The following is a 21,920-nucleotide window of genomic DNA, read 5'->3' on the forward strand; positions in this document are numbered from 1 at the left end:
GTCGTCGTGCCACTTTCCGGGTCTGCTAAAGCAGCATCCAGTGCTGTCTTGGCATCGCTAACTGGCTTTTCATTACCGACTGGTTTCGAATCTTGTTGCGCAGCTGTTGTGGCGTTGTCTTTGGCAGACTTGGCCGCATTGATCACAGTTTGAACGGCCTTTGTCGCAGTCTCAACATCTGCCGTCGTCTTTGTCCCGTCATCTGCACCTTTTACAACATCGTTATATGCCTTAACTGCTGCGACAACATCCGGGTTCTGATCGACCCCATCAGTCGTGGCGGTATCAACTGCCGTTTGACCTGCGGTCTTAGCGTCATCACGGGCAGTCTTCGCAGCCGTTACTGCCTTATTGTAGGCATCCGCTGCGTTGTTGATCGCCGTCGTGCCACTTTCCGGGTCTGCTAAAGCAGCATCCAGTGCTGTCTTGGCATCGCTAACTGGCTTTTCATTACCGACTGGTTTCGAATCTTGTTGCGCAGCTGTTGTGGCGTTGTCTTTGGCAGACTTGGCCGCATTGATCACAGTTTGAACGGCCTTTGTCGCAGTCTCAACATCTGCCGTCGTCTTTGTCCCGTCATCTGCACCTTTTACAACATCGTTATATGCCTTAACTGCTGCGACAACATCCGGGTTCTGATCGACCCCATCAGTCGTGGCGGTATCAACTGCCGTTTGACCTGCGGTCTTAGCGTCATCACGGGCAGTCTTCGCAGCCGTTACTGCCTTATTGTAGGCATCCGTTGCGTTGTTGATCGCCGTCGTGCCACTTTCCGGGTCTGCTAAAGCAGCATCCAGCGTCTTTTTTGCAGCGATAACAGTATCTTCATTACCAACTGGTTTTGGATCTGTTGCTGTAGACGCCGTCGCGTTGTCTTTGGCAGCCTTGGCTGCATTGATCACAGTTTGAACGGCCGTCGTCGCTGCTTCAACATCTGCCGTCGTCTTTGTCCCGTCATCTGCACCTTTTACAACATCGTTATATGCCTTAACTGCTGCGACAACATCCGGGTTCTGATCAACCCCATCAGTCGTGGCGGTATCAACTGCCGCTTGACCTGCGGTCTTAGCGTCGTCACGGGCAGCCTTTGCAGCCGTTACTGCCTTATTGTAGGCATCCGTTGCATTGTTGATCGTCTTCGTGTCACTTGCCGGGTCTGCTAAAGCAGCATCCAGCGTCTTCTTTGCTGCGATAACTGTATCTTCATTACCAACTGGTTTTGGATCTGTTGCTGTAGCCGTCGTCGCGTTGTCTTTGGCAGTCTTGGCTGCATTGATCACAGTTTGAACGGCCTTTGTCGCTGCTTCAACGTCTGCAGTCGTCTTTGTCCCGTCATCTGCACCTTTTACAACATCGTTATATGCCGCAACTGCTGTGACAACATCTGGGTTCTGATCGACCCCATCGTCCGTTGCGACTGCAACTGCCGTTTGACCTGCGGTCTTAGCGTCATCACGGGCAGTCTTCGCAGTTGCAACGGCTTGATCATAAGCTGTAGCCGCAGCAGTAATCGTATCGGCATTCCCTGCTGAATCTGTCAAAGCTTTGTCCAAAGCTTGCTTGGCGGTCTTAACATCGGCTTCGTTCGCTACTGGCGATGCATTCTGACCTGCAGATTCTGTTCCTTTGGTTACTGCTGTGATTGCAGCTGTAATGGTACCAGTTGCGGTTTTGAGGTCATTAGTCGTTGCTTGGTCGTTGTCAGCACTGGTCACTACTTGCTGATAATTGGCAATAGCAGCTTGAACTAAGGGGTTCGTGGCCAAGTTAGCATTCTGAGCATCGGTGACCGCGGTGTTCCCTGTCGTCTCCGCCGCTTGACGATCAGTTTTAGCCGTTGTGACTGCCTGCGTGTAATCATTGGTCTTCTGGGTCAGTGTATCAGCATCGAGATCTGTTCCTGTTAAGTATGTTTCAAGTGCTGTGCGTGCTGTCTGCACAGTTGTTTCGTTGCTGACAGGCGTCGCGGCGGCGTCAAGAGCGGTTTGGGCAGCCGTCTTAGCAGTATCTAATGCAGTGTCTGCATCATCAACAGTTATGTTATTCGCTGTTAGAACCGGTGCTATAACGAAATTTGCCGCATACGCAACCAGATTTTTCATGTCATCAGCAGTAACACCGGAAACCGTTAATCCATTGAGTGACGGAAGAACAGCCTTAAAAGCATCATCGACCTTCGAATCATTAGTATCCAGAGCTGCTTGTATCTGCTTACCTAATAAAATGTAATTTGGGTCGGTAACGAGCTCCGTATTAGCATAATTTTCCCCCAACGTGTCATAGTATCCCTTAACCGTTTTGACGGACGACATCTCAACAGTAGCTGGATCGCTAGCCTTGAAATTCAACTGCACTGCCTTATCCAACTGATACTGGTCAACCAACGTCTTAACTGCTGCTGAATCCGTGCCCACTGGCAAATCAAAGACATACTTGTCTGCTTGGGCTGTCAGCTTCGTGCCCGCTGGCAACCGCTTCAACAAGTCGGCGGCGCTGATGTTGGTCTTGGCCGGCGTTGCACTGGCGGTATCTTTAGTCGCTGACTGAGCTGTAGTGCTGGTAGCTTTACCCTCCGCTGGTTGGTCCGTGACGGTGGCACTTTGGGTCGTCACTGGCTTTGCGGTGGCAGTGGTCGTTTGCTTCGACGTCGCAGTGGTGGTGGTGCTTTGGACAGGTACTGCTGGTGCCGAAACACCGGCTGCGGTCAAGGCCGCGTTGAGGTTTTGCGCCGCGTCAAAAAGGCCCGCAGACGTTAAACCTGTCTGGGACAATGTGGTCGTTGTAGCGATGAGTACCGCATTCACCGATTGGGCAGTGGTGTGTTGGGCCGCGTCGATTTGTGCTTTCAGCGCAGTAGCTGCCGCCGTATCAACCAGCGCTGCATTGGCACTGTTACTCATCGCTTGGGTGTAAGCGGCTAACGCTTGGGCTGCTAGCGTTGTTGTGGTAGTAGTCGTTGCGCTCGCGCTGGAAGTCGCTGGTGTGGTTGCAGCAGTGTCAGCGGTTGCATTAGAAGCCGTTGGTGTGGTTGCAGCAGTGTCAGCGCTCGCATTAGCGGTTACAGGCTGACTTGTAGTCAACTTGACCTTTTGGGCTTGTAACGTTGTAGCAGAACTACTGTCGGCAGTAGTTGCAACTTGCGCGGTCGCCGTAGCAGTATCAGCATGGACAATCTGCTGGGACAAGGCAATATCTGCTAATCCAATCAAGGTAATGCCGGTGTATGCCCACATTTTCCCGGACCTGTACATCTTCTTATGTAACTTTTCATTCATTTTTTGTACCTTGATCTTCAACGCATTCATATTATGGCTTCCTTTCCCCAGCGCCCCGCGGCGTACAAGGACAAATCTTCATTTGCTAATTTTATTATGGAAATATAACCGTTAATTCACGGTCGATTATATTCTACACCATTAATATGATTGTATATTCTTTTCATTAGTAAGTAAATATCTCAGCAACAAATATCTACAAATCCCTATATCACAGGGGTTTAACTACTTTATCACCTCATAGTATGCCTAGACTTGGCTGGTTACATAATGTCATAAAATCTAACGCGCACTTACTAAGCTGACGAAAAGATTCATTACAAAAATTGAGATTTGTTCCCATCAAATTCCTTGTTTAGATTAGTGATTTCATCGTCATCTGACAATCCGTTTGCATCAACTAACTTTTTCTCCAAGCTAAGTTGCCCTTTTTTGCCCATTAATGTGGTTTAACAACTCTTCCCGCATGATACCGCGGACTTTTGCCATGCCCATGCACTAAATCGTGTGTGATCAGCGGCTCCGGTGTGTATAGCTGATGGGTGTCGCGAAATTCGATGCGCATTTTTGAATGGCTCGCCAAGTCTGTCATCACCTGCTGATATTTAGCGGCATCGCGCGGCATCTCGAGCAAGTCATAGCTGTAATGCAGCGCGTCGCCTGTGCGGTGTGCCTGCATAAAAAACGAGTAGCAATCAAAAAAATGATTGTTGACGATCAACAGGTGGTACTGCCAGTGGTACTTCCGAAGAAAATACTTGTCATAGTTTGCCAACAATTGCCGTGATTCTGGAATCATAAAACTGTCTCCGTTTCTTTTGTTTCATGGGCTGGGTCGTCGAGCTACGCGGTGCAACGCGGGTACAGCTAGCTACGCTATCATGCCTGGGGCCAAGCCCGCCCCAATCATGATAGCTAGGCTACCCGACCCGCTTAGTACGCACCGCTCCGCTCTCGGTTATTTTGCATGCCCACCCACCAGTCCAGCACGGTCGATGGCGGTGCCGCCTGCGGTTTTGCTATACCCACGAACGATAGCCTTATAGCCGAAGCGGTCGCGGATCTTGTCGAGACTAGCTTCTAAGCGCATTTGGGCTTCGACTTTGGCCGGATCTTCAAACAGATTAGTTTGAATTGTTGCCGGTTTGCTGATTCGGCTCGCCCGCACACCAACGCTACGGATCACGTTGCCTTCCCACTTCTTGTGGAGCAAAAACCTTACCGCTCGAATCAGATCATCGGTCCGGTTGGTGGGATCGACACGCGTCTGGGCACCCCAATGCGTCTTGCCTGTGGCGTCTGGTTCTGCAAAACCCACCGAGATCCCGATCACCTCAGCGACGACGCCGTGCTTGCGCAGGCGCGTGGCCACCTGATCAGCAGTTTCTGATAACACCACTTCCAGATCCGCCATCGTCGTGTAGTCGCGCATCAACACTTGGTTGTTGCAGTAACCCTTGTTTTCTTGACGTGGGACATAGCGGCGCGCCAGGTCGGAATAATCGATCCCCCACGCGTGAAAATATAACGCATCCCCCATGATCCCGAAGCGTCGATGCAACCCCCGGCGGTCGCTTTGTGCGAGGTCTCCGAGCGTGTGGATGCCCATTTTTTCAAGCTTAGCCGCCGTTTTGCTCCCGATCGACCAAAAATCCGTCAGGTTGTCAATCGCCCACAGTTTGGTGCGCACGTCTTCATACGTCCACGTGGCGATCCACGGCGCATCTTTTTTGGCTTCGTTGTCCAGTGCCAGCTTCGCCATCAACGGATTGGGTCCGATCCCAACGGTCGTCCAGATGCCGGTGGTTTTAAACACCGCTTCCCGGATCTGCCGAGCGATTGCGTCGTTGTCGCCAAACAGCTTGTGCGAATGGGTCACGTCGATAAACGATTCATCGATCGAATAGACGTACCAATGGGCGTCATCGGTAAAGCGGCGGTAGATCTCGTTGATCGCATAGTTGACCTCGATGTAGCGTTGCATGTGCGGATCGACCACCTGAATATTCATGTCTGGGCGCAATTCGAACTGGCGGGTCCCCAACTTCACGCCGTAATCGCGCTTAGTGTCCGGCGACGCCGCCAAGATCAAGCCGCCTTGAGATTCCGGACGTGACAACACGGCATTCTTGGCCGCCAGCGGATGCTCACCACGCCGGATCGCCTCCACGCTGGCATAAAAGGACTTGCAATCGATACACATGATATCGCGTTCAGGCAGCCGCGCCGGATCATCTAGCGGCGTCATGCCGCCCACCAATGTGTCGATTCAGTTGGTTGGGCGTGGCGCATGTCCGCCACCGCCAGCATCTTCAGTTGCCCGTCCGCTTTTTGCAAGAACACTTGGCCGTGATCGCGACCGACTACCACCCCGACGATGTCTGGCAAATACCGCTCGCCATACAATGCGTTCATCTGAATGGCCACCGGCGTTTGTTGCGCCCACACCGTCTGCAAACATTCCTCCAGCGCCTCGGCACTCATCTCGGGCTTGGGGGCGATCACCCTTTCGCGGCTGGCTTCCTGCTCCAGATAGGCGCTATGATCTGACAATAACCAGCCCATCCAGTTCATCATACAACGGTCGTCATACAACCACATTTCACGCGGCACGATTCGCGTCATCTGCATCACCTTCCTTGCCACTCATTATACAAACATGTGTTCGCATTTTTCAAGTCAAAAAGAACAAATGTTTGCAAAAGCACCTTGTCCTTCTCTGAAGGCTTTGGCGGGTGTCGTGACCCAGCCCGCCGTTTCAGCATTTGTAGCGGCTAAAATAATAATGACTCATAAGTCATTGACTGTTCAGTCATCGAGCACTATACTACAGTCGCAACCAGATATCCCTGCAGGATCGTTGCCGCTTTTTTCCTGAACAATTCAATTAGGAGGCCACCACCATGGCACAACCAGTGGTTCAAATCGATCATCTCCAAAAGCACTTTGGTAAGTTTCAGGCCCTCAAAGACATCACACTGACCGTCAACGCCGGCGAGGTCTTCGGCTTCATCGGGCCTAACGGGGCCGGCAAGTCCACGACGATCCGCACGTTACTTGGCATCTTAAAAGCCAGTGGCGGCTCAGCAACGATTTTTGGCCAGGATGTTTGGCAAGACGCCGTTGCCATTCACCAACGTCTGGCTTACGTTCCCGGCGACGTTTATCTGTGGCCCAATCTTTCCGGCGGCGAAACCATCGACTTATTTCTGCGCCTCAACGGGCAACACCACAATGCCCACACCGACGAGCTGATCCAGGCTTTTGATCTCGACGTCACCAAGAAAAATCATACCTACTCCAAAGGTAACCGCCAAAAAGTCGCCTTGATCGCGGCATTATCCAGCGATGCTGACCTTTACATCTTCGACGAACCCACCAGCGGCCTGGACCCACTGATGGAAGAGGTCTTCCAAAAACACGTCTTGGCGCTCAAACAGGCAGGCAAGTCCGTCTTGTTGTCCAGCCACATCTTAAGCGAAGTCGAGCGCATGTGTGATCGCATCGCCATCATCCGGGAAGGCACGATCATTGAAACCGGCACAATGGATTCAATGCGCCAGCTTTCTCGCACCCAAATCACCGTCACGACCGGCCAAGATCCGGCGACGATCGCGGACTTGCCGGCGGTCCACGGCTTTACGCAAACCGGTCACAAGGCCACTTTTGCCGTGGACTCTGAGCAACTAGACGCGGTGATGACCGCGCTGGCTGGGTTGGAGATCAAGGCGCTGCAAAGCACCCCGCCGACGTTGGAAGACCTTTTCTTGCGCTACTACAATCAAGAGGAGGCATAGCCATGTTTGCTACCCACTACGCTAACACCGGCCAACTACTGCGCTTGAACCTGCGGCGTGACCGGGTGAAGATCAGCTTGTGGCTGATCGGCCTGGTCGGCTTGATGGCCGGCGCCGCCGCCAAGTTCAACGGCCTCTACGGTACCCCAAAAGCGATGGCCTCGATCATCGTCACTTTAAAAACCCCGGCGATGGTATCGCTACTCGGGCCGTTTGCCGCGGCCAAGCCTTATACTGTCGCCAATATCTACGCCGCGGAGATGATGGTCTTCATGGGATTATTCGTGGCGATGATGAACATCTACTTCGCTGTGCACGCGACCCGCGCGGATGAAGATTCTGGTGTCTTGGAACTGACCCGTGCCCACGCCGTTGGCCGCAACGCCGCTTTGACGGCGGCGATCTTGCAACTTGTGCTCGTCAACCTTGGCGCAGGCGTCTTAGAAGCATTGGGTCTGCAAGTCTCCGGCATGAATGGCATGACTTCCGCCGGCAACTGGCTGTTTGGACTCGGATTAGCGGCGTTTGGGTTACTTTTCGGCGCCTTTACCTTGTTCTTCGCCCAAGTCGCTACCAATAGTCGCGGGGCCACCATTTTGAGTTACGTCTGGCTAGGCGTGTTATTCAGCGCCCGAATGATCACCGACGTGAAGGCACCCGCCAACACTTGGTACACCGTCTACGGCTGGATTGAAAAACTCGACATCTACGGCCACAACAACTGGTTGCCGGTTGGTCTGATGGTGGTTGCCACCGTGATCGTCGGCGGTTTGACCGTTGCCGTCGCCTCTAACCGTGATGTTGGTGCAGGCCTATTGCCACAGGGAACTGGCCGCCGCAACGCCAGCATTTTTCTTCGCGGCCCTCTAACGTTGATCGCACGCCTGGAACGCACCAGCACCATCATCTGGTTAGTGGGATTGTTCCTCTTAGGCGCGACTTATGGCTCGATTTTCGGTACCGCCGGCGATCTGCTCAGCGCCAATCCGACAATGGCCAAGCTGATCGGGACAGCGGCCACCCATGCCGCTAACCGCACGATCGTGTTGGCCTTCGCAAACAAGCTGGCGATCATCTTCGTGATCCTCGCGACAGTTCCAGGGCTGATCACCTTGTTCCGGCTGAATAGCGACGAACGCAAAGGTTATTTCGAACAGTTGCACGCCAGCGGGGTCAGCCGCAGCCGTCTGTACGCCAGTATCGCGGGCTACGGCCTGGTGGTTGCGCTACTCGCCTTCTTGTGCGCGATGCTTGGCATGATCGCCGCCGGCAGCGCCTCGATGCCCGCCGCCCCAACTTTTGACCGCTTCATGCGCGCCTTTTGGGGGTATTTGCCGGCCATCATTGCCACTTACGGGATCGCCGCCGCGTTTGTTGGCGGCCTGCCGCGCTGGCAAAACCTCGCATGGGTGCTACCGGTTTACGGCCTGTTTTCCTTATACCTTGGCAGCCTGTTGGATCTGCCCAAGTGGGCGACGCGGCTAACGCCTTATGGTTGGGTCAACAACGTTCCCGTTGCCAGCGTGCAATGGCGCCTGGCAGGCTTGATGACGGCGTTAGGATTCGTCTTGCTTGTCTGCGGTTTTCTCGCGTATGCTAGAAGAGATCTCATTGAGAATTGAGGAATTAACATGGTAAAATCTCGGCCTGCAATCGATCCAGAAAAAAAAGCCCGTATCCTAAACGTTGCGATGCACCAGTTCGCCCATCACGGTTATCGTGACACCAAAACCGATGCGATCGCGCAAGAAGCAGATGTTTCCAAAGGCTTGATCTTCAATTATTTTGGCTCCAAGGCCAATCTTTACTTGGAAACTGTCCGCACTACCTATGATCAGATCATCGCCGTCGCAGATTTTTCGGTGTGGCAAGACGCCGCTGATCTCAAGCAGATGATCCAGCGTGCCTTGCGCTACAAGATCGGCCTGCAGCTGCAGTATCCTGACGAATTCGCGCTGAGCATGCAGGCCTACGCTGATGCTGGCAACCTCCCGGAAAGTCTGCGGCCCAAGGTGGCGGCCATCTGGGCGAACATGACCGCCACTTCGGTTCCGACGTTGGTGACTCCGATCATCGAACGGCTCCCGTTGCGCGAAGGTGTCTCTGCAACGACCGTCGCCAACATGCTGTTGACCATGGTCAATCTAATTGGTGAACAAAGCAAAGCCATGATTCGCCAGAATCCTGAGATCACGATCGACGCCTTCGATCCCATCATCGACCAGGTGCTGACTTATATCGACATCCTCGAACACGGTTTTCTGGCTAACTGATCTTGCCCAGATGAAGAGACCCGCCTGCGTGCGGGCCTCTTTATTTGCTCACAATTTGTCATCATAATGTCACGCGCATCTTTACTGCAATTTGCTCCCAAAGTGCTTATAATCAAGGGTAAGTTTTTGTATGCGCTACCAATCAATGTCACGAAACTTGTGGGGCGGATAGGAAGCAGGGATGAGCGTGCACACATTGACAAAAGGTAAGCCGTTGAAGTTGGTCGTGTTATTTGCCATCCCCTTACTGATTGGAAATGTCTTTCAACAACTGTACAGTTTCACCGATGCATTGATCGTCGGCCGGATCATCGGCAAAAACGCGCTGGCCGCGGTTGGGGCAACCGGCAGCCTCACCTTCTTGATCATCGGTTTTGCGCAAGGCACTACTGAAGGCTTCTCGGTGTTGACCGCCCAGGCCTTCGGCGCTCAAGATGAACAAGGCGTGCGCAAAAGCTTTGGTGTCAGCATCTGGCTTAGTCTCATCTTAACGATCGTGTTGACGATCATGTCTGTCACGTTGACGCGGCCGCTGTTAGCCGTCATGCGCACCCCGAGTGAGATCATCGATCAGGCCGTCGCCTTCATGCGCGTGATTTTTATCGGGCTCGGGGCAGCTATGGGCTTCAACTTATTGGGCAACATGATGCGGGCGCTGGGAGATTCGCGGACGCCGTTGATTTTTTTGAGTCTCGCGACGGTCGTCAACATCGCTTTAGAGTTACTGTTCATCTTGTCCTTTCACCGGGGAGTGGCCGGTGCCGCCTGGGCAACCGTGCTGGCGCAATTGTTTTCGATCCTGTTGTGTTGGCTGTTTATCAAAAGGCACGTCCCCTTATTGGTGATCCATCGCAGCGACTTAAGATTTGACTGGCAAACCATCGGCCATCACCTCAGGGTCGGCTTACCAATGGGGTTTTCCACTTCGATCATCGCCTTGGGCGCAGTGGTGTTGCAAGTCATGCTCAACACCTTGGGCACCGATGCTGTGGCCGCATACACGGCCGCCGGACGCATCGATCAGCTAGCCATCTTGCCTGCCAGCTCGTTTGGCATGGCGATTGCCACTTACGCCGCCCAGAACCTCGGGGCACGCGAATACGGCCGCCTGCGTCGCGGGGTCCATCAAACCTTGCTCTTGAACGTCAGTGTTTCTGCAGTCGTGGGCATCGTGATCATCTTGTTCAGCAAGCCCTTGGTCAACTTGTTCCTCGGGCCCAACCAACCCGCGGTGACCGCGCTGGCGCAGACTTATTTCCACTACAACGCCAGCATGTACTGGTTATTGGCGATCTTGTTCACGATGCGCAGTTTCCTGCAGGGGTTAGGGATGACCATGGTGCCAACGGTGGCGGGGCTTTTTGAACTAGCCATGCGTGCATTTGCCGGCGTGGTCTTGATCGTCCATCTTGGTTTTGCCGGTGCCGCAATGGCCAATCCTTTGGCTTGGATCGGGTCGGTGTTCGTCCTGATTACCGTCTATTTGCGAACAATGAGGACCATTCGCGAAAAGGCACGCGTTGAAAATTCTGCATGAAAAAGCGCCAGCACACCGCCGATAAGGCGATCTGCTGGCGCTTTTGCTTAACTGAAAATCACTGCACAGGACTCACAGCTTGGTAATCAACGCCAACGATGACTTCAACTCATCGTCGGGTTGTTCTGCCAGTTTTTGCGTGATGTTTTCGGCGATAATCATCCCCATCACGCGTTTGACGCTGGCCTCTACCGCGCTTAATTGGGTGACCACATCAGCACAATCGCGCCCTTCGGCCATCATTGCCTGAATCCCGCGCAGCTGACCTTCAGCGCGCTTCAGACGATTGATCAGTTTCGGATCACAAGCCATTTTGCTGACCTCCTACTAGTTCTTGAGATCATGATACCATACCTAGTCGAGGTATTTGCGCAACCGCGCGGTAAATACGGGTTCAGGCTGGAAGCCGACAAGGCGGTCGATGATCTGGCCGTCTTTTTTGATGATAAACGTTGGAATGCCTTGGACCTGCATTTGGGCGGCGGTTTGTTGATTTTGATCCACGTCTAAGGATTTGAAGGCAATTTGGCCGCTCATTTCGTCAGACAGCTTTTCGACGATCGGGTTCATCATTTTGCATGGTGGGCACCAGGTGGCATTGAAGTCGATCACTACCAGGCCTGAATCGGTTTCTTGCGCGAAGTTACGGTCATTAATTGGTTTTACAGTCATGTGAACACCCCTTCTGAATTTGCTAATAAGAATATACCTCATAAGGGTATTTAAGTCAACACGTCATTTTCAGCTATTTTAAAGGGAAATATTTTACACGTTGACACAATACGGGTATAGGGTATAATCGAATCATAGCTAATTCAGCTTTTCACAAGGGGGAATTTTCCATGCCTGAACGCATTCTTATTGTCGGTGGCGTCGCTGGCGGCGCATCTGTGGCCACACGGCTGAGACGGCTCAACGAAGCTGCTGAGATCGTGATGTACGAAGCCGGACCGTATATCTCTTTTGCCAACTGCGGCCTGCCTTATTATGTTGGCCAGACGATCGCCGAGCGCGACAACTTATTTGTAACGACCCCTGAGGACATGCACGCCGATTTTAACATCGAGATCCATGTGCGGAGTCAAGTCACCGCCATCGACGCAGACACCAATACCATCACGGTGCAAACGCCCGACGGAATCACGCACGACCACTACAGTAAACTAATTTTGGCCGTCGGCGCCAGCCCAATGGTGCCTAAGTTTCCAGGACTTGCCGAGGCCAAAAATGTCTTCACCGTGCGGACTGTGCCAGATGTCGACCAGATCACTACCGCCATCGACGCTAATACGCCGAAGCACGCTACCGTTATCGGCGGCGGCTTCATCGGCTTGGAAATGGTCGAAAATCTTCATCAGCGCGGTCTTAAGGTTACCTTAGTCGAAGCCAGCCCCCAAGTCATGCCCAACCTCGACTTTGAAATGGCTCAGATCTTACACGAACATCTGGCCATGAACGGGATCGACATTCGTTTGAACACCAAATTGGAGGCGTTTGCAGATGACGGCAAAACCCTCCGCTTTGCCGATGGCAGTCAGCTCACCACCGACCTAGTCATCTTGGCCATCGGCGTCAAGCCTAACGCCAAGCTGGCCCAAGACGCCGGCATCACGACCAACGACCGTGGATTCATTACGGTCGACTCGCACTTCGAAACTAACCTCCCGGATGTTTACGCGATCGGTGACGTGATCACGGTTGAAAATGCCATCACCAAACAAACCGCGTCGATCCCGCTGGCCGGCCCGGCCAACCGCCAAGGACGCTATCTCGCAGATCACTTGGCAGGACTTAAGCGGGAAAATCCGGCGGTACTGGGCACTTCTGTCGCGAAAGTTTTTGCCCTCACCGCAGCTGCGACCGGCGCCAACGAACGCCAACTCCAAGCTGCAAAAATTTCCTATCAAGCCATCCACCTCCATCCCAACTCAAGCGCCGGTTATTATCCTGGTGCCGCCCCAATCGCCCTCAAGGTCTTGTTCGCCCCAGACGGTGATATTCTCGGCGCGCAGGCGGTGGGCACCAAAGGCGTCACCAAACGGATCGACATCATTTCAACCGCGATCCGCTTCCACGCCAAGGTCGCTGAACTGGCTGACATTGAAGTGGCGTATGCCCCGCCGTATGCCTCTGCAAAAGACCCGGTCAACTTTGCCGGCTATATGGCCGGAGACATTCTAGACGGCTTGACCGCCACCATCCAATGGCATGACGTCGATCAGCTGCTCGCCAGCGACGCCTTTTTCTTGGACGTCCGCAATCCAGACGAGTTGTTGGCCGAGCCTGCCCTGCCCCACGCCGTCAACATTCCAAGAAGCCAGATCCGCCAACGCGTGAGTGAGCTGCCCCAAGATCAGCCGATCTATGTCTATTGTGGCGTTGGTCTGCGCGGCTACAACGTCACTCGCGCCTTGACTCAGCTGGGCTATCGCGCAGTCAACCTCGATGGTGGCCTCAAGACTTATCGCACGGCAAAATACCAATTGCCCACAACCACCACGGAAGCGCCGACCCCGCAACAAGACCCAGCCCCGCAACAAGAGGAACAGATCCAACTCGATGCGTGTGGCCTGCAGTGTCCGGGACCGATCATCAAGGTGAAAAACACCATGGCGGAATTGGCCCCTGGCCAACAGGTTAAGGTGACGGCTTCTGATTTTGGTTTTTATAAAGACATCGACGCTTGGGCCAAGGCGACCGGCAACACGATCGTCACCAACGCCATCCAAGGCGACAAGGTGGTCGCAACCATTCAAAAAGGCGTCGCCACAAGCGTTTCCGAGTCTGCACCGATTTCGACCGGGCAGACACCAGGCGAAGGCACAACGATCGTCGTTTTTGACGGGGATTTCGACAAAGCGATCGCCAGCCTGATCATTGCCCAAGGCGCCGCAGCGATGGGGCAGCCAGTGACGATGTTCTTCACCTTCTGGGGACTGAACGTGATCAAGCGCCCAGGCGTCAAGCTCCACAAAACCGGCCTGGCCAAAATGTTTGATATCGCGTTGCCTCACGCCGCGCAACAGCTGCCGCTGTCTAAGCTCAACATGCTGGGTGCAGGACGCGGGTTGATGAAGAAGCTGATGCGTCAAAACAACGTCGACCAGCTCGACACGATGCTGCAAAAAGCACAGGAAGCCGGCGTCAAAATGGTGGCCTGCACCATGAGCATGGGCCTGATGGGCGTGCAAAAAGAAGAGCTCATCGACGGCATTGAATTCGGCGGTGTGGCGGCATACCTGGGCGATGCCCGCCAGCGCAATACCAGCTTATTCATTTGATTTGCTGAGTCCGACCAGCCAAAAAGAACGTGTGCCTTCACGGCCGCACGTTCTTTTTTTATTCTTCCAATCCACTGTCTGGTTCTTGGCGCCAAGCCTTTTTAGCCGCGTGTTTCAACATGAACGGCGCCAACAAGGTGGTCAAGATGATCGCCGTGATGATTGCGGAATAATAATCCCCGCTGATCAGCTTGGCCTGATACCCGATCTGGGCGATGATCAGCGCCATCTCACCACGCGACACCATCCCCGCCCCCACCAGATATGACTCCGCCAGGCTGAAGCGCGACCAATACGCCCCTAGTCCCGCCCCGATCAACTTCGCCAGCGTCGCCACCACGGTCAGGCAAAGGATCAAGCCCAGATCCTTTTCGATACCCACCAGCGACATGTTGAGACCGATGCTGACGAAAAACACGGGAATGAAGATGGCATAGCCGATCGGTTCGATGCTTTGATCGACTTCATGGGCGACCGGTGTCTGGGCGATCGCGATCCCGGCAAAAAACGCCCCTACGACGCCGCTTAACCCGATCACATCAGCGATATACGCCATGCCGGTGCATAAGATCACCGCCATCAGCGTGGGCCCGACCGGCAGCAGCAACTTCGTGCCTAATTTTGCCATGATCGGGGCCAGATAACGCACAACGAAGTAAATTGCCACAAAGTAGGCGGCCTGCTCGAGGAACGTCACGACCAGCGGCGTCTGACTGGCGCCTGCCGCGGGATTGCCCAGCATGCTGACCATGATGCTTAAGATCACCACCGCCAACACGTCGTCGACCACCGCCGCGCCTAAAACCGTCGACCCGCTTTTGCTATCGAGCAGGTGCAGTTCTTTCATCACCGCCACGGAAATCGACACCGAGGTGGCGGCAAAGATCACGCTGAGAAAAACACTCTCAAACTGAGTCAGTCCAAACGCCAACCCGACAGGATAGATCGCCGCTACCGGCACGATCACCCCCAACAGCGCCACCATCACGCTGGGACGCAGGTACTTTTTCAACAGGTGCAAGTCGCTTTCCAAACCGGCGATAAACATCAAGATGATCACCCCGAGCTCGGAGAAAATATGCGTGAACTCGTCGGCGCGGATCCAGCCTAAAAGCGCCGGACCGAGAACGATGCCGACCAATAGCTGCCCGATCACGGCAGGGATCCCGATCCGGGCAAACAGATGCCCCACCAGCGTCGTCGCGATCAAGATCAGCACCAAAGTTTTGAGAAATTCCAACGCGTGTCCTCCTTTAAGAGTCAAAAAGACGCAAGCCAAGATCCTCTTTCACACCCCTGAAAGAGAAAACCTTGAGCTTGCGTCAACCGAATGAAATATTTATTTGCTGAAACTAGTATACCAAAATCCGCGCCGGGTTTCAATTATGCCGCGTTCAGACGGCTTGGGGCTGGCCTGAAAGCAGATGATATTGGTGCCCAGCGACCGTGACATCAAGTGCTGGGCCAGAAACTACCGTCAGTGTCGTCTCGCTAGGCGCGACCGCCACGGCCAATAGGCGCCCGCGGAAGCTCATTTTGAACTGGTAGCCGGTCCAGTTTGGCGGGCAAAACGGCTTGAAGCTCAGCTGGCCGTCGCTGTGCCGCATCCCCGCGAAGCCTTGGACGATCGCCAGCCACGAGCCTGACATCGACGTGATGTGCAACCCGTCTTCGGTGTCATTATTGTAATTATCCAGATCCAGGCGCGCGGTGCGCTGATACAGCGATACCGCCTTGTCGACTTCTCCAATCTCGGCGGCGAGAATGCTGTGGATGCTAGCCGACAGCGAAGATTCATGAACGGTCAGCGGCTCGTAGAAGTCAAAGTTGCGCTTCTTTTCTTCCAGCGTGAACTCTTGGTTGAGGTAGTACAGCCCTTGCAAGACGTCTGCTTGTTTGATGAACGGTGAGCGCAAGATCTTGTCCCACGACCAGTGCTGGTTCAACGGCCGCTCTTCAGGCGCCAGCGTTGCCGCCGGGCGCAGGGCCTTATCCAAAAAGCCGTCTTGTTGCACAAAAATGCCCAGCTTGTCGTCTTCTGGCAGGTACATGTGATCGATGATATCTTGCCAGTGCGCCTTTTCCGCCTCAGAAACACCGAGGGCTTCGGCTTTGTCAGCCGTCACCTGCGGCAAGATCTGCAAGGTGTAGCGCAGGCACCACGTCGCCATCTTGTTGGTGTACCAGTTGTTGTTCACGTTGTTTTCGTATTCGTTGGGGCCGGTGACGCCGTGAATCATATACTGGCCGGTACGCGCTGACTGGTGCACGCGATCGGCCCAGAAGCGGGCGATGCCCACCAGCACATCGATGCCCTTGGTCAGCACGTATTCGGTGTCCCCGGTGTAATCGGTGTAGTTATAAATGGCAAAGGCCACGCTGGCGTTGCGGTGGATTTCTTCGAAGGTGATTTCCCACTCGTTGTGACACTCGATGCCGTCGAAGGTCACCATCGGGTACAAGGCGCCTTGCAACCCTTGCTGGCGGGCGTTGTGGTAGGCGCCTGGCAGCTGATCGTAGCGATACATCAACAAGTTGCGGGTCACTGTCGGGGCGGCCGTCGCCAGATACATCGGGACGATGTAGGCTTCCGTGTCCCAATACGTGGCGCCGCCGTATTTCTCGCCGGTAAAGCCTTTAGGCCCGACGTTCAACCGCGCGTCTTCGCCATAATAGGTCATGAACAGCTGCAAGATGTTGAAGCGGATGCCTTGTTGGGCCTCGGGATCTCCGTCGATCTGCACGTCGCTTTGCGCCCAGCGCTTGGCCCAAACTGCCTGATGGGCCGCCAAGTGAGCTTCAAACGCTTGGCCGGCAGCGGCGTCTAAGATGGCTGCCGTTGCCGCCGCTTGTTGGCCCGCCGGCACGTCGCGGCTGGTGATGACCGCGACTTGTTTGTCCAGCGTCAGTTTCTGGCCAGCGCTCAGCGTCGTGGTCAGCGTCTCCACCACCGCTTGGGCGCGCTCGGTCGCCGCGCGGGTCACCGGCGCATCCGCTTCGATCTTATTTTGCATCATCTCGGTGACGGTGAAACGTGGCGTGCCAAAAGGATTCGGCTTGGTCGCCATCGTCAACGTGTTAGCCGCCACGGCGACAGGTTCCCAGAACGTTTCGTCGTAATTGGCGTCTTCGTTGTGCACGTCGCCATCGATCTGCGGGGCCAACACAATCGTCGCGGTGCCTGCAAGCACGGTCGCCTGCACCCGGATCAGCGCCAATTGTTGCACGGCGTTGCTCATAAAGCGGGAGAACGCCAGCTTGACTGTGGCGTCTGGCATCTCGACGACATATTCTCGCCGCAACACCCCATCATGCATGTCTAAGGCGAGGTGGAAGTCATGATAAGTCACCTTGGCCAAGTCGATATCGACACCGTTGATCTTGATCGGAATGCTCAAGAAATCTGGTGAGTTGATCGCCTTGCCAAAATATTTCGGATAGCCATTTTTCCACCACCCAACGCGCGTCTTATCCGGAAACCAAACTCCCGCCAGATAAATGCCACGGTGGGTGTCGCCAGAATAATGTTCTTCGAAATTACCGCGCATCCCCATGTAGCCGTTACCGATCGCGGTGAGACTTTCTTGGAGCCGCTTGTCCGTTGTCGCCAACGCATTGGTTGCTAACACCCACGGATCGATATCAAATAGTCGCTTCGTCATAATCCTTCCTCCAACTTACCTAACTGCTTGTGGATGTGAGCCATCCACTTCTGCTCGGGCTTACTTGACCGCCCCTTCAGAGACCCCTGCAATGATCTGCTTTTGCATCACAAAGTAGAAAATGATCACTGGAATGATCGCGATCGTCAAGCCGGCCATGGCCAGGTGCCACTGCTTGGTAAACTGACCGAAGAAATCAAACATGGTCAGTGGAATGGTCTGCGATCCAGGCCGGTTGATGACCAAGCTCGGCAGCAGGTAATCGTTCCAGATCCACATCACGTTCAGCAACGCGACGGTGACCGTCGTCGGCTGCAACATCGGAAACATCACCTTGGTGAAGATCTGCCAGCGACTGGCCCCGTCGATGATGGCGGCCTCGTCTAAGGCCTGCGGGATGCCTTTCATCGCGCCGACATACAAGAAGATCGACATGCTGGCCCCAAAGCCCAGGTACATGAAGACCAAACCAGGCCGGTTGAGCATGTTAACGCGTCCGAAGATCGATACCAACGGGATCATGACCGACTGGAACGGGATCAACATCGCCGCGACAAACATCATGTAAAAGACGCCACTGAGTTTGCTCTTTGTCCGTTGAATCGCATATGCTGCCATGCTGGAAAACACGATGATGATCAATACGGACACCAGCGTGATTACCAGCGAGTTCAAGAAGGTGCTGACAATGTTGAGATCTTTGGCCGAGTTCACATAGTTGTCAAAATTCAAGGACTTAGGCAAGCCCAAGGTGTCGTTGAACAGCTCCCGCTTGGTCTTGAAGGAATTGGTCAACATCAGATAAAACGGTGAGATCCACACCAATCCTAGCAAGCAGCCGAAGATGATCATCAAGGTTTTTTTAGTTTTCTTCTCTTGTTGCATCAGGCTTCGATCTCCTTTCTAGAGGTGAGGTAGACTTGGGTCAAGGAGATGATCGCCACGAAGACGAAGAAGATAACGGCCTTGGCCTGCGCATAACCCATCTTATTCATGGAAAAGGCGGTGTTATAAATGTTCATCGCCACCATCTGCGTCGAGTTGTAAGGGCCCCCGGCGGTCAACGACAGGTTCTGATCGTAAAGCTTGAAGCAGTTGGACAGCGTCATGAACAGCGACACCGTAAATCCCGGCATGATCAACGGGAACTTGATCCGCCAGAATTTTTGCATCGACGTCGCGCCATCAAGATCAGCGGCTTCCATCAACGACTGGTCGATCCCTTGCAGATAAGAGATGTAGATCACCATGATGTAGCCGGAATACTGCCAAACCATGACGATGACCAGCGCCCAAAAACCGGTGTTCGTGGTCGCCAACCAGTTGCCAAGCCCACCGATGCCGGTCAACTTGCCGAATGCGGAAAAGGCTTCAACGAAGATGAACTGCCAGATGAACCCGAGGATCAGGCCACCGATCAAGTTCGGCATGAAGAAGATCGTCCGCAAGATGTTGGCGCCTTTGAACTTGTTGGTGACCAACACCGCCAGGCCCAGCCCGATGATGTTGATCAAAACGATCGACACCACCGAGAACTTGATGGTAAACCACAGCGAGGCGAGATAGCCCGGGTCTTTGAACGCAGAGATATAGTTTTGAATGCCGACAAAACCACTCGTTGAGACGCCATCCCAGCTGGTGAACGAATAATAGACCCCGTAGAGGAACGGTAGGATCACCACGAGAAACAGCGCGATCAGCACCGGCGCCGAGAACAGATAGAACCATGTCTTTTTCTGGGACATCATATTACCCCCTAGTGACGAATATGAATAATTGCAGACGCGGGTCACCCCGCGCAGATTGCTTGTTGATAAAAACAAGGAGAAGCGTATTGGCTACCCTTCTCCTCACTGATTGTCGTGTTATTGTCCAGCGCGTGCTGTCTTCCAAGCCGTCTTAGAATTGTTGATTGCCTGGTTCCAACTTTCCTTGCCAGCAACGTATTTCTGCAACTCACTGGCCATGTTATTCATGCCCCAGTCGGTTGCGAAACCACCGAAGACTAAGCCTTGGGTATCGCCTTTGTTGATGTATGCCAAGGTGTCTTTGCTCAATGGATCAGACAGGTCACTATTACTGAAGCCCTTGTAAGCCGGTACGACCTTGAGGTTCATGTAGTACTTCTTGCCGGTCTTCGAGGTGAATAACCAGTCCATGAAGGCCATGGCTGCCTTTTTGGTCTTAGGATCGGCTTGCTTGTTGACAGCCCACCACTGGGTCACGCCTGCAGAAAGCTTACCGGCGCTCTTTTCGTTGACTGGGATTGGAATGATGCCGATGTTGGCAGCCAACTTCTTGTCAACAGATTCGATGGTTGGATAGACCCAAGAACCTTGCTCTGCCATCGCCACTTTGCCGGTCGAGAAAAGCTTTTCGATTTGCGTGGAGTAATCCATGCTTTGAACCGGTTGCGCACTGTACTTAACGGTTGCATCGATATATTGCTTGAAGTAGTTGCTGTTCTTCCAGCTGATCGTCTTGGCGTTGTAAGCCTTGGTGACAGAACCGTCAAATTCTTGTGACAGGAACGGATCGGCCGCGTGTTGGCCGATGACCCAGCCTTCCTTCATTGGGAAGGCGGTTGGTGCTTCGATACCGAGTTCTGACTTCTTGTCGTTCAACGTCTTCAACGCGGCTTGATAAGAAGCTTGGTCGGTGATCTTAGCAGGATCGATCCCGGCCTTTTGGAAGATGGCCTTGTTATAAACGATCCCGATGCTTTCTTGCAAGACTGGGTAGCCAAGCACTTGGCTGCCAGACTTCACCGTGTTTAGCGTTCCCGGTAAGGCTTTGTCGATCGCCTTGCCGGAAGAAACATCGGCTAAGTACTTCTTATAGGTCTGCAACTGTTGCGGGCCTTCGACCGCGAAAACATCTGGCGTCTTGCCGGATTGCATCTTCGCCTTCAAAGAAGTTTGATAGTCTGTCCCACCACCAACACTGGTTACCTTGATCTTCACGTTCTTGTGCGTCTTGTTGTACTCGGCGGCTGCCTTGTTCAACCCATCTTTGAATTCGACCTTCATGTTATAAAAATCGACGGTCGTTGTGCCTGAGCTGCTTGACGAGCCACTTGAGCAGGCGCTCAATGCCATCACGCTACCGAGTAATGCTGCCCCTGCAACTAGACTTTTCACAAGCTTGTGTTTAGTTCCTGTCATCCTTTTCGCCCTCCTTATTTGAAACGCTTACATGAGTATCATATCGAGACGAGGCACGTCGCGCAAGCCCAAACCGTTGTTAAATCGGCTGTTACCGGTATCAGAATGCAGATCAGTATAAAACCGCCCACGCTTAGGCGTGAATCTGATATTATATACCTATAATCTTCAACGTTAGAGCGCGGTTATCGTCTGCCGAGCATTCTCACAAATGAATATTCTGACATCAAAGGAGACCTTTATGGCAAGAAAAACGCGCACCACTCAAATTTCTCAAGGCATCGTCGATTTACTCTATCCCGTCACGATTATCGGTGCGTTTATGATCACGGTCTGCTTGCCATTGTTGCTGACCATCTTGTTTTTGAAGCCCAGCTTTTTCGCGATCGGGCTATGGTGGCTGTGTCTGCTGCCGCTCGGGCCTGCGGCAATCGCCGCCTTAGCCGCCGTCGGGGAATACGCCCGGACCAAAACGCCCGGCTTGTATCGCCACGCCTGGCGCTTCATGCGGCGTAACTTCAAAGAAGGCCTGAGGATCTGGTTGCCGGTGTGGGTCTTCACGCTGCCATTAATGTTATACAGCCGCGTCGAACTGACCGCCGGCCCGCGCTGGTTATACTTTTTACTCCCGGCGTTGATGCTGATCGGCCTATTTGTGGCTATCTTGCTGCTGACTGTCTGGCTGATTGCTTCTGCTTTTACCTTCAAGACCAGCGACTATTGGCGCCTAGCCATCGGTGGCCTGGCCAACCACAAAATGATGCTGCTCGCCAACGCGATCATTGCCTTGGTCGGCCTTTGCATCGGCGTCTGGGTCAGTCCGTTGTTATTGATCGTCTTGACTTCTTGCCTGCTGGTGCCCCTGTATTACCTCAACACGCCACTGCTCGATTGGATCAAGACCAACTTCACCAACAGCCACTAAGAGCAG

Annotated in this window: 17 protein-coding genes; 6 read left to right on the forward strand and 11 right to left on the reverse strand. The window is 53.7% G+C overall.

Annotated features, from left to right (window positions below):
* The 4 genes from ACYVRB_RS05460 to ACYVRB_RS05475 form a co-directional block, all read right to left on the reverse strand.
* The coding region (locus tag ACYVRB_RS05460) for a KxYKxGKxW signal peptide domain-containing protein (RefSeq protein WP_461214066.1) at nt 1-3,305 on the reverse strand (3,305 nt) is incomplete at its 3' end.
* Nucleotides 3,306-3,714: 409 nt separating this feature from the next.
* The gene (locus ACYVRB_RS05465; protein WP_461214067.1) at nt 3,715-4,074 is read right to left on the reverse strand and encodes a hypothetical protein; all 360 of its coding nucleotides are present in this window, start codon (nt 4,072-4,074) and stop codon (nt 3,715-3,717) included.
* A 159-nt stretch (nt 4,075-4,233) separates the two neighbouring features.
* Nucleotides 4,234-5,523 (reverse strand): Y-family DNA polymerase, encoded by a 1,290-nt coding sequence (locus tag ACYVRB_RS05470; RefSeq protein ID WP_461214068.1) that lies wholly within the window; start codon nt 5,521-5,523, stop codon nt 4,234-4,236.
* Nucleotides 5,520-5,900, reverse strand: coding sequence for a DNA-directed RNA polymerase subunit beta (locus ACYVRB_RS05475; RefSeq protein WP_461214069.1), 381 nt, complete (start codon nt 5,898-5,900; stop codon nt 5,520-5,522). Before ACYVRB_RS05475 ends, ACYVRB_RS05470 begins: the two co-directional genes overlap by 4 nt.
* A 278-nt stretch (nt 5,901-6,178) precedes the next feature.
* On the opposite strand from ACYVRB_RS05475, the gene ACYVRB_RS05480 reads away from it, so the two are divergent.
* The 4 genes from ACYVRB_RS05480 (at nt 6,179) to ACYVRB_RS05495 (ending at nt 10,882) form a co-directional block, all read left to right on the forward strand.
* Complete coding sequence (locus ACYVRB_RS05480; protein ID WP_461214071.1) at nt 6,179-7,072, forward strand: ABC transporter ATP-binding protein; 894 nt, start codon at nt 6,179-6,181, stop codon at nt 7,070-7,072.
* Nucleotides 7,073-7,074: 2 nt separating this feature from the next.
* Nucleotides 7,075-8,694: an ABC transporter permease gene (locus ACYVRB_RS05485; RefSeq protein WP_461214072.1), complete on the forward strand. Its 1,620-nt coding sequence runs from the start codon at nt 7,075-7,077 to the stop codon at nt 8,692-8,694.
* 9 nt (nt 8,695-8,703) lie between these two features.
* Complete coding sequence (locus ACYVRB_RS05490) at nt 8,704-9,345, forward strand: TetR/AcrR family transcriptional regulator (protein ID WP_461214073.1); 642 nt, start codon at nt 8,704-8,706, stop codon at nt 9,343-9,345.
* Between the two features lie 187 nt (nt 9,346-9,532).
* Nucleotides 9,533-10,882 (forward strand): MATE family efflux transporter, encoded by a 1,350-nt coding sequence (locus ACYVRB_RS05495; RefSeq protein ID WP_461214074.1) that lies wholly within the window; start codon nt 9,533-9,535, stop codon nt 10,880-10,882.
* 72 nt (nt 10,883-10,954) lie between these two features.
* On the opposite strand, the gene ACYVRB_RS05500 is transcribed toward ACYVRB_RS05495, so the two are convergent.
* Together ACYVRB_RS05500 and trxA are read right to left on the reverse strand one after the other, a co-directional pair.
* Complete coding sequence (locus tag ACYVRB_RS05500) at nt 10,955-11,194, reverse strand: metal-sensing transcriptional repressor (protein WP_461214075.1); 240 nt, start codon at nt 11,192-11,194, stop codon at nt 10,955-10,957.
* A gap of 42 nt (nt 11,195-11,236) precedes the next feature.
* Nucleotides 11,237-11,554, reverse strand: coding sequence for a thioredoxin (trxA, locus tag ACYVRB_RS05505; RefSeq protein WP_461214077.1), 318 nt, complete (start codon nt 11,552-11,554; stop codon nt 11,237-11,239).
* 170 nt (nt 11,555-11,724) lie between these two features.
* Here trxA and ACYVRB_RS05510 point away from each other — a divergent pair, with 170 nt between their 5' ends.
* Nucleotides 11,725-14,163 carry an FAD-dependent oxidoreductase gene (locus tag ACYVRB_RS05510; protein ID WP_461214079.1) on the forward strand — a complete coding sequence of 813 codons (2,439 nt, stop codon included), beginning with the start codon at nt 11,725-11,727 and terminating at the stop codon, nt 14,161-14,163.
* A gap of 58 nt (nt 14,164-14,221) precedes the next feature.
* Here ACYVRB_RS05510 and ACYVRB_RS05515 read toward each other — a convergent pair whose 3' ends face one another.
* From ACYVRB_RS05515 to ACYVRB_RS05535, 5 genes are all read right to left on the reverse strand, one after another.
* On the reverse strand, nt 14,222-15,403 hold the full coding sequence (locus ACYVRB_RS05515) for a cation:proton antiporter (protein ID WP_461214081.1): 1,182 nt from the start codon (nt 15,401-15,403) through the stop codon (nt 14,222-14,224).
* A gap of 154 nt (nt 15,404-15,557) precedes the next feature.
* Complete coding sequence (locus tag ACYVRB_RS05520) at nt 15,558-17,825, reverse strand: glycoside hydrolase family 65 protein (protein WP_461214083.1); 2,268 nt, start codon at nt 17,823-17,825, stop codon at nt 15,558-15,560.
* Between the two features lie 60 nt (nt 17,826-17,885).
* Complete coding sequence (locus tag ACYVRB_RS05525) at nt 17,886-18,710, reverse strand: carbohydrate ABC transporter permease (RefSeq protein WP_461214084.1); 825 nt, start codon at nt 18,708-18,710, stop codon at nt 17,886-17,888.
* Nucleotides 18,710-19,573, reverse strand: coding sequence for a carbohydrate ABC transporter permease (locus ACYVRB_RS05530; RefSeq protein WP_461214086.1), 864 nt, complete (start codon nt 19,571-19,573; stop codon nt 18,710-18,712). Before ACYVRB_RS05530 ends, ACYVRB_RS05525 begins: the two co-directional genes overlap by 1 nt.
* 117 nt (nt 19,574-19,690) lie before the next feature.
* Entirely contained in the window at nt 19,691-20,989 is a 1,299-nt protein-coding gene (locus tag ACYVRB_RS05535; RefSeq protein WP_461214087.1) for an ABC transporter substrate-binding protein, read from the reverse strand.
* Nucleotides 20,990-21,230: 241 nt separating this feature from the next.
* Here ACYVRB_RS05535 and ACYVRB_RS05540 point away from each other — a divergent pair, with 241 nt between their 5' ends.
* The gene (locus tag ACYVRB_RS05540) at nt 21,231-21,914 is read left to right on the forward strand and encodes a YesL family protein (protein ID WP_461214088.1); all 684 of its coding nucleotides are present in this window, start codon (nt 21,231-21,233) and stop codon (nt 21,912-21,914) included.
* Nucleotides 21,915-21,920: the final 6 nt, after the last annotated feature.

This window comes from Lacticaseibacillus boliensis (assembly GCF_054784775.1).

Bases quoted from the DNA above. Each gene is read 5' to 3' on its own strand.
- ACYVRB_RS05465 (WP_461214067.1), bottom strand. From the start codon at position 4,074: ATGATTCCAGAATCACGGCAATTGTTGGCAAACTATGACAAGTATTTT.
- ACYVRB_RS05470 (WP_461214068.1), bottom strand. From the start codon at position 5,523: ATGACGCCGCTAGATGATCCGGCGCGGCTGCCTGAACGCGATATCATG.
- ACYVRB_RS05475 (WP_461214069.1), bottom strand. From the start codon at position 5,900: ATGACGCGAATCGTGCCGCGTGAAATGTGGTTGTATGACGACCGTTGT.
- ACYVRB_RS05480 (WP_461214071.1), top strand. From the start codon at position 6,179: ATGGCACAACCAGTGGTTCAAATCGATCATCTCCAAAAGCACTTTGGT.
- ACYVRB_RS05485 (WP_461214072.1), top strand. From the start codon at position 7,075: ATGTTTGCTACCCACTACGCTAACACCGGCCAACTACTGCGCTTGAAC.
- ACYVRB_RS05490 (WP_461214073.1), top strand. From the start codon at position 8,704: ATGGTAAAATCTCGGCCTGCAATCGATCCAGAAAAAAAAGCCCGTATC.
- ACYVRB_RS05500 (WP_461214075.1), bottom strand. From the start codon at position 11,194: ATGGCTTGTGATCCGAAACTGATCAATCGTCTGAAGCGCGCTGAAGGT.
- trxA (WP_461214077.1), bottom strand. From the start codon at position 11,554: ATGACTGTAAAACCAATTAATGACCGTAACTTCGCGCAAGAAACCGAT.
- ACYVRB_RS05510 (WP_461214079.1), top strand. From the start codon at position 11,725: ATGCCTGAACGCATTCTTATTGTCGGTGGCGTCGCTGGCGGCGCATCT.
- ACYVRB_RS05520 (WP_461214083.1), bottom strand. From the start codon at position 17,825: ATGACGAAGCGACTATTTGATATCGATCCGTGGGTGTTAGCAACCAAT.
- ACYVRB_RS05525 (WP_461214084.1), bottom strand. From the start codon at position 18,710: ATGCAACAAGAGAAGAAAACTAAAAAAACCTTGATGATCATCTTCGGC.
- ACYVRB_RS05530 (WP_461214086.1), bottom strand. From the start codon at position 19,573: ATGATGTCCCAGAAAAAGACATGGTTCTATCTGTTCTCGGCGCCGGTG.
- ACYVRB_RS05535 (WP_461214087.1), bottom strand. From the start codon at position 20,989: ATGACAGGAACTAAACACAAGCTTGTGAAAAGTCTAGTTGCAGGGGCA.
- ACYVRB_RS05540 (WP_461214088.1), top strand. From the start codon at position 21,231: ATGGCAAGAAAAACGCGCACCACTCAAATTTCTCAAGGCATCGTCGAT.